Here is a 15861-nt window from a genome sequence, read left to right as displayed (position 1 = left end):
CAGTTCAACGTTTTCACAGCACGCCCCCTAAAAGCTAATAGATTGGTTGACAAATACTTGCATCGATCGTCCTTGCGGAATCTGGAAGACTTTTGGAGCACTCATGATGGTTTGAATCGCTTTCTCGTTGCGACTGCTCAGAACTTCAGATAGTTTGCTAAATCCACCTTCCAGCGCCGCCCCTAAATAGTTAGGAGGAGGATTCGTGTTGGCTGTAGTTGTAGAACTTACACCACCTGTAGAAATCGACGTTGACGAAGAGCTTTGAGAGCGATTCAGAATGCTGCCGATATTACCTAGCGCACTGGCGAAAATCAGCATCATGTCTTTTCCAGCAACACGACGTTGACGCTTGTAGTAATCCTCACCCACTAATAAGCCGCCCTTATCATCCCGAATGACGATCGCGCCTGCCGGAGGACTAAACTCAGCCCCGTTGATGATCACAGAAATAACTTCTAAATCCACAATGCCAGTGTTGGGGTCAGTCTTGTTAGTGGTGACAATAAACTGTGTACCAATTGGAAATGCAACCGAGTTATTCCCGTCCAGCATTGGCTCATCCAGTTTGATCAAAAATCGCGCTGCCGTAGACGAATTCGGTGCCCACAGAATCGGCGTAAGGGTGGCTGCCTTTGCCGAGGTTCCAACCAGCAAAGCTCGAATGGGGGATGAGGGAGCTGTCAGCGTGTTGAGTCCAGCCTGCTTGTAAAGCGATCGAACATTTGTGCCCCGGAAATATTGAGAGAGTGGAGGAGCCGAACTGACGGGGGTACTGACAACTGCTGGCTTGCTGGCGGATGCCTTTCCGGGATCAGTAAGACTGCTGTTAGGCGGGACTCCCGATTTAGCAGTATTGATGCTGAGGTTCGCCGCGATCGCAGCAGTTCCGAATCCAGGCGATACCGTACCAAACCGCCCCAACACTGAAAGCCGCTGCCACTCAAGGTTAGGGTCAATCTCTGGTCTATCTGGCTGAGACGCGATCGCGTTAGCTGGAGTCAGAATTGGGCGCACGACAGGCGCAGAGAGAGGAGGGGTAATCATGGCAGGTGCTGAAGCGATCGGTGCAGGTTGAGAAACTGGCGTGGCGACTTCAGAGCGAGGTGCAGAGGGCGCTATAGGCTGAGTTTTGGGCTTGACATCCTTTTCATTGAGCGTTGTTTTACCGTTTTTCTTATCGACACTTGAAAATACGTCTCGTTGCTTCTGAAGCGCCAATTCAGCTTTGCTTTGAGATTCAGATAGCCTGACCTTCTCGATTTCCTCAGCAGCCGGATCTTTCTTCGGTTGCGTCTGATCTGGGTCAACTGGCTTTGCAGCTTTCTGCTGTGGTATCGCACCCTTGTAAAAGGTCATCACACCCAAAACAATCATCAAGCTTCCACCGCCAACAACCGCAGCTTTCGCCAAACCGTTATTGTGAAAGCCAGATTTTGCCCGGTTCTGCTCAGGATCTAGAGCCTCATCGTCGTCGTCATCGTCCTCATCGCGTTCAGCCTCAATTTCTTCTTCATCTTTTGAAGCAACAGGCTTGCTAGCAATGTAGGCAGGATCATGCTTTGCAAGGGATAACCCCACTGTCTCTGCCAGTTGATCGAGTGATGGCTCCTGCTTAACTGGATCGGTTGTTTGAGTCATTATTTTTCCTCTGACTTCGCATTGTCTGGGATAGTTGATTGAGGCGCTGCACTGCCATCTAGATCTCTCATTGAGACGATTTCTAATCCTGCTTGGCGAATGGAGTAGACAGCCACTTCAAAAGGATTTGAGAATTTGCCCTCTTGAGGCAGGGAAGGGGTGTCAACCGCTTGGAGAATCACCTCTTTGTTAAAAGTCACTCGATCCGTGTCTCCAGTGCCAATCTTCGATTTCACCAGGGTTCCAACGACCGCGACCTTCCATTTTCCGTCCTCAAGCTTTTCAGGCACCGTCACCGCTTGAAAGATCAAGGCGGTCTGAACTTGCCCGTTGAACACGTCATCTGGAGTCATGTCAGCAACAAGCTTTACCAAGTCACTGCGAAAGTTCTCGGCAAACGTAAAGCTGGCTTGAAACGCAGCGGTTGTGATTCTTTTTTCTCCTCCTTTAAAACTGACCTTGACTCCTGGATCGCTCATCAGTTTAGGATTGCCTGATACATCGGTTTGAGGCGGTAGAGTATTGCTCCAAGACATCAATAGAATCAATGAGTCTGTCACAAACCGCCTGACGACTTCAGGGGTTCGATCTGTTGTTGGCATCGCGCCAACCTTCATTGCCTGCCCATCCGTCATCTGAACTAGCGATGGAGCAGGCTTGCGGGCTAGACCAATGTAGGCAAAGAACATAAAAACTTGAAACAGCAGCGAGATGCCGCCTACTAGCAGTCCGCCCAGTGCAACCATCGCGGCGAAATCCCGATTTGATTTGTCCGTTCGCAGCCGAGCAATTTTGCTGGGTTTTGCATTTGTATCAACTGTCATTTGATTCCTACCCGTTCTTTGAACTGACAAAATTATTCAGATTGCGACGATCGTGGTGCAGAGCGTCCATAGATATTCGTTCCGACATTGATTCCCGTTGAGACGACTGCCGAAGAAGCTGCACAGATGCCGTTGAAGATGGCAATGCCGCCGCCCGTTGAAAGCCCAATCGCGAGGATTGGCGACAGCAAGCCGATCGCGATGGAATGTCCTAGCGTATCTCCGGTCGGCCCGGCATTCTGAGCCGTCGTCGCAACTAAGCCTGTCACCAAATTGAGCGACATTTTGCACAATCCTAGCGACCAAAACCCAGTCATCCAGGCGTAGATTGGCTTTGCGCCAAACGGCAGCAGTGAAAGACCAACGGCGATAGGACCAAATAGACCTGTAATCAGCATCGAAATCTCGATTGCATATTGAAACGCTCCTTGCAGCGCCACCATGAAGGCTTCGATCGCAAACATGATCGGCGACATCGCGGTTCTCACCACCGTTGACGCAGCAGTTAATGGATCAGAAAAGGCTTGCTGAAACTGCTGCTGAAGATCTTGAAGCCAGCTACTTGGAGGACTATTGTTTTTGTACGTTTCGATGTACTGTTCAGCCTGCGCTTTCGACTCCTGCAAGCATTGCTGAAGCTTTTCATTACTGGTGATGCCATCGCAGCGCGATCGCAACTGCGAGATTTGACTTTGCGCCGTCGAGTAGTTGGCTAAATTACTCAGTGATTTCTGAAAATCAAGGTTTGCACCAACGCTTTGAATAATTTGCTGGTTCGTTGCGTTGATATAGGAACGCATTCCCATCGTAAGCTTACTCAGGTTTGAACCGCCGTTTGACAGCAGAAAGATCACAACGATTGGAAAAACTAACTCTACCGCCGCAGGTCGCAAGCCACCTTCTTCCATCTCCCGATAAAACTTAAAGCACCAGAAACCGACACAGGCGATCGCGAGCAATACGCCGACATTATTGATAATCCCGTAGAGCGGACCCGTCAAGGCTTGCTCCCAAATATTATCAAGGGAAGTCGAAACCATGTCCGAAATTGTTGCTGCATTGTTCACGGTATTACAACCGAGTCCAGCACAGGCTTGAGCGAGTAGAGGGGTTGATTGGATCACCATAGCCGTCGTTTGAATGAAGAAATCCTGGGACAAAGGGGTACGCCTTCATCCCAGAGGAAATCAGAAGAGAAACTACTTCAGCAGGCGATACCCTGAGCGGTTAATTCGAGCGAGTTGGTTCGCCTCCGCCTGTTGCTGAACAATGCGAGATTGCTGTTCACCCCGCATTTGCTCATTCATTTCACTGAGCGTTAGATTTGTGCCTGCACCCTGCTGTTTCAGACCTTCCATCGAAGTTGCTTGGTTGGCTAACAGTTGTACCTGTGCAGCTTGCAACTTTGCAGAATTGGCATTTTGGCTGGAGTTGTTTGCCAGTTGGCTGGAGAGATTTCCAAGTTGTCCAGCACTGCCGCTCAATTGACCGGAAATCTTGGCGAGGATATTCCCACTCCCGGCATTCTGTTGAGCAAGCAGTTTCAGAATATCTTGAGAAGACGTTCTGGACTGCGCCTGTTGTCCAATCTGACCAACATTCTGGGCAGATTCAGTAGAGTCTTGACCCATTTCACCAGATTGCTGGGCGAACTGTTGAGAGCTTTGAGCAGCCTGCATATCCGTCGATGTAATCGCCGCAGAGCCATCCGCAAGTTGTTGAGAATCGGCAGCCGTTTGAATGATGCCTTCTAGGTTCTTCTTGCCCTGGCGCTGTCCCTCCTGGCTCAGGGTGGTTTGAGCGACAGATTGACCGACGATCGTGGCTTCTAAACCCTGACCTTGAACGATCGCTGGAATATTAGGGTTGCCTTTAGCTGTTTTAGCTTGCTCCTGAATGGTCTTACGAGCCTTGTTAGGGTCGATAATCCCCAAGTCTCCAGCCGCTTTAGTAATCTCGCCTTCTAGCCCCTCCCAGGTCTGACCCACTTGGGATTTGATTTGCTCCATCAGCTCCTGGGGCTTGGCTTGGATTTGAGAGATCAGGTCTTGAACTTGCTTTAGCAGTGAGGCAAGAGGGTTCCCGCCGCCTTGGGAGTTCGTTTGAGCAAATGCTCCTTGTCCTGATATGGATAGAAGACTAATCGACAGTGCCAGTGCCGATAATCGCCGTTTTGTTTTGTGTGCCATGCACTTCTCCTTAGAGTGAACATCCCCGGTATTGCAACCGAAGCTTAAACAGCCGAGGTAAGACGGTCTTTCAGAGCACCGATGTTAGGACAAACATCTTCTGGAATCGACTGCGACTCGACTCCACCGGGCAACCGAATAGACCTACTTTCACGCAGGGATGCCGTAAGTTCCTCAGCAAATGCCACCAAGCCTTTGTAGGGGTCAACGTAGTAGTCCATAAAGGCTTTTCTAGCAGCGGCTTCGTGAGGATTGTTGGCAACGACTGCCAGCAGAATTGGTGGACTGTAGTAGCGCACGAAGGTCTGGGTGCTTTGCTCGTCGAGAAGCCACTGTGAATACATTCCTTCTTTGGCTGGGTAGAAGTTCTTGCCAGCATTGCGGGCAATGATGGACGGCTCCAGTTTAAGGATGTTGACAAAGCTTTCTTGCGCGACAGGCTGAATACGCCCAATGAGTCGAGTGGAAATGTTTTGAATAATTTTCGGACCCGCTTTTGAATTTGCCAGCGTGTTGGGGTCTTGGGCGGCAAGCAGAACGCGAATTCCTGCCTTTGCGCCATTTGCGGTCAGTCGAGCAACCAGTTGGCCAATTTCATTCCACTCCAGTAGGACAGAGAATTCATCGATAAAGAAGACGCTTTCCGGGTGAGAGAGGGTACGACGGAGAGCGGCGGAGTAGGCGGAGAGCGCCAGAATTGAGGCATCGTCACCATCGGAGAGTCCGCGCAGAGCAAATACGAGTAGCTGCGCGTCTGTGTTGAAGGTCGAAGGACGGGCGATCGCACGTCCCACCCGTGAGCTAATCCAGAACCGCAACTGTCGCTTAATTTGGTTGACGGCTTGAACTGTATTCTGGTCATCAAGCACTTGCTGGGGCAGGTCTGTAAGCCCTTTTTCCTCAAAGAACGTGAGAAAGTCTACTAGCGTTGGCGTATGATTCCACTCTGGCGTTCCTATTCCGGATTGTTGAGCCGTTTGGTATCGGGCTGTGATGTCCAGGTCGTCAAAAAAACCGTCGATCGCAGGAACTAAAACTGAACGGATTGCCTGTTTGAGCATTCGATCCGTCGTCGTTTGAGCCTCCCCTGCTCCAAACACCATAATCATCAGAGCAGTGGCGAGAAACTCCTTGTAGTCCACCATCCGGTCTTGATGCTAGGGTCAACTCCAGAGAGATCAGGCAACTCCATGAGGTTGTTAGATTCCTTTCCAATGTCAAAGTAAGAGCCACCGACATAGCTTGTAAAATCTTTGAACGTACTGGCAGCATCTGATGGAGGAAAGTCCATTACGATCACGGGAATGCCGCGTGCTAGAGCGTGAAGCAGCATTCCCGATACCATGACTGATTTACCAGCACGGGTCGTTGCAAACAGGGCGATGTTTCGGTGCTGCCCATACAAGTCGATATGTACAGGGACACCGCCTTCATCTGAAACGAGTTCCAGTCCCTGCTTGTCAACAGGGCAAGGCTGAACCAGAGACATAAATCCAGGAGCTTCGCCGGAGAGATAAATTAGGCGGCGATCGAAGGGCGTAGCCAACAAACGATCCCAGGTAGTTGGCAGTGTTTGCAACCAGATTTTCCAGGCATATTCCACCTCTCGATCGACCCACGCTGGGCGACGGAAGCAGTTTTGCAGATAGCGACAGGCAGAATCTAACTGATCGGGTGTTTTACGGTGGACGAGAAACACCACGGCTACATTCAGCGGCAATGCACCTTCGTACAGCGATTCTTGAGCCGCGATCGCTTTTCGCTGCCGCATCGAAGCTCCTACGTCGATGTTGGCGTTTTGAGCCGACATATTTTGAGCCGCGATCGTCTGGCGCGTGACTCGACTCATGTTTTCTTTGATGATGGCTTCATTGGCGCGGGTCAGTTGACAGAAGCATTCAGTATCCGTTACGGCATCTCGTGCAAAGATTTCCCAGAGGTAACGCAACTCAGATTCCTTGCTTGCCCAACCTCCAGGCTTATCCATAAAGACCAGAGGCGCAACATAATTACCTCTGACGTGAATAAAACCGCGATCGGCGAATGGAACACTTTTAGTATCGGGAAACAGATGACTTGTGAAATGCACATCAGACTTTGAAGTTTCACAAATGCCATCGTCATTGAAAATGGTTAGCTGGGGGAGATCTGGGCAGTCGTCTGCACTGAAGCGATTCCACAACCCATCCTCCCAGAGCTGCTGCTCAGTCATCGGTTCGACCAGCAGTCCCATTTTGGTGGCGATGAGCTGCTCCCATCGAATAAATCCATCCACGAAGGCTTTTTCTAAGATTTCTTCGTACTTCGCCTCGCGGATTGCCGTTGCTGTTCCCGCAAATTTGTTCCAGTAAGTTTCCGATTTTGCTAGGACTTTTTCAATCCAGTCGTTTGCTTTAACCGTAGCAGTATCAACCGTATAGCTGACATAAAATCGAAGGAATTTCGGTTTTCGTAAGCCTGCACGAGTCAATTCATCAATTCGTTTCTTCTCTGCTAAAAGCAAGAACTGAACGGGTTTTGAGTCAGTTTCGAGGGCAAGCTCTGAGAGGTGCCGTTGGCGGCTGTGATCTGACGAGAACGAGCCAAAGTGAATCGTAAATTTCTCGCCTGGAGGGAGATCTTTTAGCCCGTTCTCAATTTGGTCAAAAATGGCATCGACTTGATCAGGCTTCAGAGTTGTATGAACTCCTTTGGTCTCAAACCCGAAAATGAATTGGAAGCTTTCGCTGTTTTCACCGCCTCGACGGAGCAGATACGCAGCCGTTTTTCGCCCGCGTAGTTCAAACCGCACGATCGCTTCACAGGGAATCTCATTTTCAAACGGGAGAAGTTTGAGCTTCTCTTTGCCGTTATTGACTCGTTTAACCTTTTCCTTGGGTCGCCGCTTCATCGTGCAAAATCCTTCTTATGTCAAAGTAATGCTCAGAGTTCAATGTCATCGCACTAGGTCTTATTCAACTGAGATCAAAATGCTAATAGTCCGCATCCCGATTTGAGGGCATGGATTTGTATCGAATATGTCCTCGACTCCAACGGCTCGGCGCAGGCAGAAACTTAGAGAGGAAGCGGTAGGGGCGTGAGCCTGTGAGTACCCACCAAGTAGCACATCCCCACACAATTAATCCAACTGTCCATTCCCATCCAAAGGCAATCCCGATTTCAGGAAGAATGTTGCGAGTCAGGATGAAAATGATAAGTCCAATCGCTCCCCAAGGAAGCAAGAGATCTGCTGGGATGGGGCCAAAGCTAGGTCTAGCACCCAGCAAGGGGTTGATAGGGCGAAATTTCGGTTCTGACATGATTGTTGCACTTGCTTAGTCGGTCTGAATCAGGCAGCACCGCCTGTGCCTGCGATCGCACCCGTGAGGGCATCACCTAACACTCCGATGATGAGAATGATGAAAGGAGTTTTTGCAAGATCTTTCCATTCTTCACCTTGTCTAGCAGCGTTAACTACTTGCACCAAGGCAAAGATGAGATACATGATAAACAGTGCCCGGATCGTGTTCATCACGAGCTTGATAATGCTGGCATCTAGTCCTGTGAAGTTGGTCGTTAGGAAGCTCTCAGCGTTCTTAAAGAACTGAGCATGAGCCGCATCAACCCATGAGAAGCCAAGCAGCACGCCGCCCAGAAGCCCAATGACCACACCAGTCGCCATCACAGGGTTTAATCGCAATCGCAACAGCGATCGCCGCCATTGACTCTGAAGTTGCAGAATCATCAATGGATTTGAATAGGCCCAAGCTAATGCGAACATAGCAGATAGAAATCCTTGTCCACATCCTAAAGAAACGATCGCGCTGATCAGATAGATAGCAGATAGGAAGGGAGTTTGAAGGTAAGCCGTCCAGGGCTGTCTGTGAACAGAAATCCTAGCGGAGTGAGATTCCCGATAGTCCGTGTCTTCGTGGTAGTAGTTCATGATTGTTGTCTGGATGCAGTGTGCAATTGCGCTCAAAAAATCTTAGTGCTGTACAAAGTAGAGGAACTTTCTACAGAGTTCTTCTACGCCTTAGAGAGCGATGTATGGAGAAACGTATACATAGGTATAGCAACTTCTTCCATTTTTTAGGGTGCCTTCACATGATTCTACAATCTTTTTAATATTTTAGGGTTATAGTTTCTTAGATTAACCCTAAAATTTTGCAAGACAAGATGATCACTTCAATTTCACCCTTAATCAAGCTCAATCGTCGAAGCCGATGGATGTCTCGTGCAGGTCGGATCGGACTAGCTGGAGCTACTTTGGCACTATTAATGCGGGTTGTCATTTCATCTGAGCAGCAGCAAACGCAGCCTCAAATTCTTCCAGTGACGGCTCAGGTTCAAATCAAGGGGCAGCGGATTGAGCTTGAAGTTGCTGAAACTCCAGAGCAACTAGAGCGAGGGCTGATGCATCGTACTGAACTCGCTAGCGATCGAGGGATGTTGTTTCTATTCGATACGGCACGACCCTTAAAATTCTGGATGAAAAACACGCTGATTCCACTGGATATTGTGTTTCTTCTAGATGGGAAAGTTAAGCAAATCGCATCTGCTGTGCCTTGCCGCACGAATTCATGTCCAGTGTATGACTCAAAACTAGCTGTCAACGAGGTGATTGAACTTCCGGCAGGCACAGTTCAGAAGTTGGGAATTAAGGTGGGCGATCGCTTGAGAGTTCAGAAGCTTAAGTAGAAGGCTATCTACCTCAGCCCCGACTTGTGAAAAGAAGTTTCTGTATGGTTAGTTTATAGACCACACGGAAAACTTATCGCTAACTTCGGTTATTTCAGATTGCGCGACGGGCGAAAGTCCTACCCTCCGCGAAGCAGGTCGAGTTTCCCCTCACTGGAAAGACTAGCTTTGCCATAGGCGGGGAAGGTCAATCACGATTTGGCTGCCTTGTGCAAGAGGTGCAAAGTACAGCAATCCCTGATGTCGGTTAACAATGACTTGATGGCTTAAAGTCAGTCCCAGCCCCATATGATCTGATTTCGTTGTGACAAACGGTTGAAATAGCTGTGACTGCTTTTGAAGGTCAATGCCCGCACCATTATCGGCGATGCAAAACCGAACACGATCGGGCTTCACTTCACCAGATAAAACAATCGTAGGAGGAGTGGTGCGCCCTGGATCGGTGACTGCCTCGATCGCATTGATGAAAATCTGAACCAAGGCTTGGCTAAGTTGTTTTGGATAGCACTGAATTTCAGGAAGCCTTGGGTAGGTTTTAGAAACGTGAATCTTAAAGGTTCCGTACTGACGACTCAGCCTGTCATGCAAGATCACCAGGATTGCGTCAACACAATCATTCAAATCAACCTGGCTCAATCCTTCCCGTTCCGCTTGAGCGCAAGTATTCAAAAACCGTAGCGTCGATTGGATATCTTTGAAGGAGAACTGCTCCACAGCAGCCAAACCTACCAAGGACTCTGAGATATCCCCCAAATGGACAGTTCGCAACGCCTCTTCAATTTCCTCACTATCGGCAGAATACTGTTGATAAAGCTCTAACAGTTCAAGCAGACTGTATGAGTCAGTTTGGGCTTGAGTAAAGCGCCTCTTCAGCCGCGCAAAACTCTCACTCAGGCGTTGAGTCGCGACAGACACCAATGACGGAAATTGCAGGCTGCTCTGGGTTTCTGAAGCATGAAGTTCACGAACGATGACCAGCACTTCTGCTTCTCCATAAGGAACCAGTCGAGTTTCATAAGACCGCAGGGCATCTTCTACAAATAGCAAATAGTGACAGGTCTGCAATACCTGAGTGTCAATGCACTGCTGAATTGCTTGAGATAGACTCGTCGCAACCTGTTCCGGCAGAACCTCAAATATACCGCGTCCCAAAAACTCATCAGGCGGAATGATTGGGGAAACTCCTGTCGCAGGAAAGAAATCTAAATAGACACCAGTGCGACTCATGCGAAAGATCATGTCAGGAATCGCTCGAAGAAGAGCTTCCTTCGTGGCCAGCGTAGAGCAAAGTCGAGCTTCTGATGCTTGAAGCGCGATCGCCGCTTCCAAATGAGCCTGCTTCTGCTCAGATCGCTCCTTTGCAATTGAAATAGCAAGCGCTGCCGAGGTCAACAGATGAATTTCAGGCTGATTCCACAGCACGGACTCGACGCAATTGATGAACCCAATGAATCCCCAGCATTCCCCGTTCGACATAAGCGGAAGTAGGAGGTAGGCTTGCACCTGGAAAGCACACAGCAGTTGCTGATCTGACTCTGCTAAGTTTTTCACCAAGTCCATGCGGTACTCTCCCTGAGACAAGTTTTCCCACAGAGTCGGGACTACCGAATCATGGTAGAAGCGTTGTCGAATAGGGCCTGCTGAGAACGTTGTTGCGATCTCTGGAGCACACCACTCTACTACTTGGTATGCATAGGCTCTATCGTCTTGATCGCGATCGTTCATAAAGACGCAGCAACGACTTGCTTGAGCAGTTTGACCCAAGATCGTAGCTACCTCCGTGGAGCAGTAACAATTTCCGTCACTGAGTAATCGGTGTTGAACCTCAACCAAGGCAGAGAGATAGCGATCGCGCTGCGCCAAAAGCGACTCCGACCGTTTGCGTTCTGTGATGTCGCGACGAATGCCCTCGCAGTAATGAACTTGACTGCGTTTCCCTATTACACTGAGGAACGATTCACGAACCCACCGGGTTGAGCCATCACGAGTTTTAACTTCAGACTCAAGCGCGTAAACTTCACCACTCATAGCGAGTTGTGCACAAATTTCTTGCCATCTATGTGGATTAACGTACTGGCAATGAATACCTTCTACAGTTGCAGTCATTTCTTCGGAAGAGGAGTAACCATGTAGTCGCGCTAGAGAAGTACTCACCGCTAAATAACGCCCTGTAAGCGCAACGATGAATGCTCCTCCTGATGAAGCATCTTGTGGATTTTGATATCGGGAGTCAATTCGATCGAGAGTATCTTGGACGAACGGTTTTGAACGAGTTTGATACCTCGGCAATGAATACTTCACCATTACCCTGACCGTTCGCGCAATTGACAGCATAGACTATAAATTTGCGAAAATCGCTGAAAGCGCTACTCTATAAATATGCTCACGTCGAAGACTAAGTTAGCTCATGCCGAGGGATGATGATCTTGACTCGATAGGATCGCCATTTGTTTTTCACTTCGTACAGTGTATTGGCATTCGCCAAACCTTTGAAGCTTAAGCCTCTTATAGACCGTAATAGCTTGAGATATATTTAGCAAGCATTTCAAACACATTTTGGGAAAAATAACTAGAGATTGAGAGTACTTTGCTCTTGCATTAAATTCACCATCAAATTAACCTTTACACTACGATCATAGGACTAGCATCTCCATATCCATTTAGTTTCTGACGCGGTTCTCTGGCACCTGCATTTCTGGCGTTGCTGAATAACGGTATGACTTCGCAGAATTCTCAGCGAGCTTTCAGAACTTTCAGTCATTGGTTCATACTTTGAATCAGCAACGCCGCATTTCTTGATCATTCCTCCTCAACTCGTTTACGATCGAGTGATAGACACGGATCAGCAGTACCGATTTTTCACCACTAGTGGTAGGATCGCGAAAGATAAAAGTACTCCCCCTTCGCAGCGAGTCTTGGGGATAGATTAGGAGGTAAAGATTTGTAAAAACTGAAAAGCCCCTCATCGGTGAGGAGCTTTTGCCCTGTATTAACCTGTCGAAATAGTGCGGAGAACAATCAACCAAGTTGTTTGGCGACGACCGAATGTTGACTGCCTCCCCCAACAGTCCAGCAACAGATGTTGCGAGGACGTGCTTTGCTATGCACATTCTAAGCGAAATTGCGTCAAAATTCAATCCCTAGCCGATCGGGATTGATGAATTTATGGCATGGTCGCCGTCCTGCGCTGCATTCCGGTTGCACGTTCTATACGTGAGATCCCAATGTCGCAGTTTCTTGAAGAGTCAAAAATTCTGTTTCCAGTCGCTCCAAAGTATTACCAGGAGTGGATGGAGAGTGGTGTTTGCCGAGAAATTATCGAAGCAAACGTCGTGTCGTTAAAGGACGATTCCCCTTACAACTATTTGCTTTATTCAAATCAACTGGCGCGACGTAACGACGGTCGCGTGGTGGACTGGGTGCTGCGCCGCTACCGTCATGTTGAGATGGGCGGTTGGTGGTGTGCTGGCGAAGATTTGATTGGGCTGACCGAGCTGGTTCGAGGTAATCAGTTTCAGACATATGACGCGGATGCCCCCCGATCGCTGTGGGGACAGTTTAAGCCAGATATCCCCTACCTTGACGAAGATGGGAAGCCGATCAAGTACGAAGCTCCTCCCAAAACCGATACGCGGGTAATTGCGCTGCATGATCCTCGCCGACCCCGGCAGTGGCTCGACGCGCTGCTCGATTCCTCTGTCCCCATCATCATCGTGGAGGGCGCTAAAAAAGCTGGCTGTCTCATGACGCTGGGATACCTGGTTGTGGCACTACCTGGAATTTTCAACGGATATCGAAAGAATAAGCAGGATTTAGAAACCTTCGATCTCAGACTCATCGAGGATCTCCAGGTTCTTTGCGCTCTTGGTCGTCCTGTCTATATCTGCTTTGACTACGACCAAAAAATCAAAACCCGTCGTCACGTTCAGCTTGCCACAACTCGACTCGGTAGAATGCTAGAGCAAGCTGGCTGCACTGTACGGGTCATCGATCTACCAGGGCCAGAAAAAGGGGTCGATGATTTCGTCGTTGCTCGTGGGCGACAAGCGCTTGAGGCTTTCCCTGAGACGGATACAGCCTTAATCCAGATGCTTTCAGAAGCGTTGCCGATCGCGCCAGAGCCGCACAAGTCTTTCAATTTGCCGCTTCTCATTCAACCATTTCAAGCAGTTTGGAGCGCACTCGCCACCGCGATCGCATTCTGGACAAGTTTTCTTCCCGTCACAGAGTTTGGGCGGCAAGCCTTTGACGAAATTTACACAGCGGCTCCCACTTTGGAAGAGTGGGAAATCCTGAATTATAGCCAACTGACCTATAAATCTGCCTGTGTGGTCAACGTCCAAGACTTGGGCGAGTTAGAGTTGAAAGCGCCGCAGTCAGCTCGTGTCGTTGCGCTCAAAGCGCCCAAAGGCACGGGGAAAACGAAGATCATTACAAAATGGGTCGCAGAAGCGATTCAGCAGGGGCAACCCACCCTAGTCTTAACCCACCGAATTCAGCTAGGGCAGGCTTTGTGCGCCCGCTTTGGGTTGGATTATGTGACAGAGTTACGAGATTCAGAAACCGGACATCTGCTTGGATACGGACTGTGCGTTGATTCCCTGCACCCCAAGTCTGGTGCGCGGTTTAACGCGAATCACTGGAAAAATCCGCTGGTTATTGTGGATGAAGCTGAACAGGTGATTTGGCATACTTTATCGGCGGATACTGAAGTTCGTCAGCATCGAGTCGTCGTCCTCAAGCAGTTAAAGCAACTCATACAGAATGCGCTAGCACCGTATGGGCATGGGCGGATTGTGCTGGCAGATGCCGATCTTTCTGATTTGTCGATCGACTTCATTTTGGGATTAGCCGGAGTCAGCGATCAGCTTGAACCCTGGATTATTCGGAACGATTGGATGCCAAAAAAAGGCTGGAATGTCTTTCACTACAACCAATCTGAGCCTACAACCTGGCTGATGGGACTGAAAAAAGATATTGCGCTTGGCAACCGTCCCTTCATTCAAGTGAGTGGGCAAAAACGCACCTCTAAGTGGGGGACGCAAAATCTCGAAACCTGGCTAGAGCAAGAAATCCATCGTCGCTTCCCCGAAAAACGCATCCTGCGGATTGACTCAGAATCTATCAGCGATCCATCTCACGAGGCATACGGCTGCATTTCTAAGCTCAATGAAGTTCTGACGCAGTATGACGTGGTGATCGCTTCCCCGTCGATCGAAACGGGAGTCAGTATCGATATTAAAGGGCATTTCACCAGCGTCTGGGGCTGTTTTCAGGGCGTGTCTTCTGCGGACGCAGTACGGCAATCTCTGTCGCGATTGCGTGATCCGGTGAATCGGTATGTCTGGATTGCTTCTTACGGCATTGGCAAAATTGGCAGTGGTGCCACGCATCACCAGTCGCTTTTGAAGAGCCAAACTAAAGTCGTTCGGGCAACGCTGAAAACGCTGCTGGCATTCGACCAGGAAGATATTGACATCACCGTTGATCCGATCGCTCAACGAACCTGGGCAAAGATGGGTGCCCGGATCAATGCCGGGATGCTGCACTATCGAACGACCGTTTTAGCGGGACTCAAAGCCGAAGGACACACCATCATCCCCGCTACTCATGGCATCAGCGCCAGGACGCGGAAGAAACTCAAAGTTCAACTCACCAACATCTCTGAATCGAACCAGCAGGCAGAATGCGACGCGATCGCGGCGGCGGAAGAAGTCACCCATTTAGAAGCAGGCAAGCTCGAAGCCCAACGATCAAAAGTTCCAGCAGAACGCCGCAAAGAGCGGAAATATAAGCTTCAGCAACGATATCGAATTGACGTAACGCCGGATTTGGTGGGGAAAGATGATCAGGGATGGCATCCGCAAGTTCGGCTGCACTATTATCTGTCGATCGGGCGGGATCACCTCATTCAGCGGGATACCCAGATCGTTAAAAAAGCCCTCGAAGCGGGAGAAGGAGCGATTTGGACACCCGATTTGAATTCATCCCTGCTGTGTCATCAAGTCGTCGTTTTAGAAAAATTAGGGTTAGTAGAGTTTCTATCTGGGATAGAACTTCGTAACTCTAACCCTAAGCTTGTTGCGTTTGCCCAAGCGCTCAAAGATGTCCCCTGGAAAACCAAAGCGGTTTTGGGCATCACAGTCAACGCCAAATCCTCTCCGATCACCGTGCTGAGGCAAATTTTAACGAGCAAGTTAGGGTTACGGCTTGAGCTAATTCGCAAGGATGGATCGCGAAATAAACAGGAACGAATTTATCGAGTGATTGGACTGAATGACGGCAGAGGCGCTGTTTTTGAGGCTTGGCTAGAACGGGATCTACTATCGGTAGTCACTGACGGTATAGATCTAAGTTTATCTGACTCGACTACGGTGGCGGAAGCTGCATAGCCCGCTCTGCTGATAGGATAGCTTTGCCTTACTGCACTCAGAAGGTGGGAGTTCTTCGAGTTTTGATGCGAAGAGAGACTGGCACACTATTTCCCGGAAAGAATTCAGAAAATCTTCCGTATGGTTTAAGAGTTG

The 15861-nt window shown here is 49.2% G+C and carries 11 protein-coding genes; 2 read left to right on the top strand and 9 right to left on the bottom strand.

Annotated features, from left to right (window positions below):
• Window positions 1-27: 27 nt before the first annotated feature.
• The 8 genes from ACKFKF_RS18895 to ACKFKF_RS18860 form a co-directional block, all read right to left on the bottom strand.
• Entirely contained in the window at window positions 28-1641 is a 1614-nt protein-coding gene (locus tag ACKFKF_RS18895) for a hypothetical protein (RefSeq protein ID WP_446869122.1), read from the bottom strand.
• Window positions 1641-2465 (bottom strand): hypothetical protein, encoded by an 825-nt coding sequence (locus ACKFKF_RS18890; protein ID WP_446869120.1) that lies wholly within the window; start codon window positions 2463-2465, stop codon window positions 1641-1643. The genes ACKFKF_RS18895 and ACKFKF_RS18890 overlap by 1 nt, the downstream gene beginning before the upstream one ends.
• A gap of 32 nt (window positions 2466-2497) precedes the next feature.
• The gene (locus ACKFKF_RS18885) at window positions 2498-3592 is read right to left on the bottom strand and encodes a hypothetical protein (protein ID WP_446869119.1); all 1095 of its coding nucleotides are present in this window, start codon (window positions 3590-3592) and stop codon (window positions 2498-2500) included.
• Between the two features lie 72 nt (window positions 3593-3664).
• Window positions 3665-4654 carry a hypothetical protein gene (locus ACKFKF_RS18880; protein ID WP_446869118.1) on the bottom strand — a complete coding sequence of 330 codons (990 nt, stop codon included), beginning with the start codon at window positions 4652-4654 and terminating at the stop codon, window positions 3665-3667.
• A 44-nt stretch (window positions 4655-4698) separates the two neighbouring features.
• On the bottom strand, window positions 4699-5799 hold the full coding sequence (locus tag ACKFKF_RS18875; RefSeq protein ID WP_446869117.1) for a hypothetical protein: 1101 nt from the start codon (window positions 5797-5799) through the stop codon (window positions 4699-4701).
• On the bottom strand, window positions 5763-7544 hold the full coding sequence (locus tag ACKFKF_RS18870; protein ID WP_446869116.1) for a hypothetical protein: 1782 nt from the start codon (window positions 7542-7544) through the stop codon (window positions 5763-5765). Before ACKFKF_RS18870 ends, ACKFKF_RS18875 begins: the two co-directional genes overlap by 37 nt.
• A gap of 82 nt (window positions 7545-7626) precedes the next feature.
• Window positions 7627-7953, bottom strand: coding sequence for a hypothetical protein (locus ACKFKF_RS18865; RefSeq protein WP_446869115.1), 327 nt, complete (start codon window positions 7951-7953; stop codon window positions 7627-7629).
• 29 nt (window positions 7954-7982) lie between these two features.
• Window positions 7983-8579, bottom strand: coding sequence for a hypothetical protein (locus tag ACKFKF_RS18860; protein ID WP_446869114.1), 597 nt, complete (start codon window positions 8577-8579; stop codon window positions 7983-7985).
• Between the two features lie 233 nt (window positions 8580-8812).
• Here ACKFKF_RS18860 and ACKFKF_RS18855 point away from each other — a divergent pair, with 233 nt between their 5' ends.
• Entirely contained in the window at window positions 8813-9334 is a 522-nt protein-coding gene (locus ACKFKF_RS18855) for a DUF192 domain-containing protein (protein WP_446869113.1), read from the top strand.
• A gap of 162 nt (window positions 9335-9496) precedes the next feature.
• On the opposite strand, the gene ACKFKF_RS18850 is transcribed toward ACKFKF_RS18855, so the two are convergent.
• Window positions 9497-11668 (bottom strand): ATP-binding protein, encoded by a 2172-nt coding sequence (locus ACKFKF_RS18850; protein WP_446869112.1) that lies wholly within the window; start codon window positions 11666-11668, stop codon window positions 9497-9499.
• An 890-nt stretch (window positions 11669-12558) separates the two neighbouring features.
• Here ACKFKF_RS18850 and ACKFKF_RS18845 point away from each other — a divergent pair.
• Complete coding sequence (locus tag ACKFKF_RS18845; RefSeq protein ID WP_446869111.1) at window positions 12559-15726, top strand: plasmid replication protein, CyRepA1 family; 3168 nt, start codon at window positions 12559-12561, stop codon at window positions 15724-15726.
• Window positions 15727-15861: the final 135 nt, after the last annotated feature.

This window comes from Phormidesmis sp. 146-12 (genome assembly GCF_052939495.1).
This window is presented reverse-complemented; position numbering and strand designations above follow the sequence as displayed.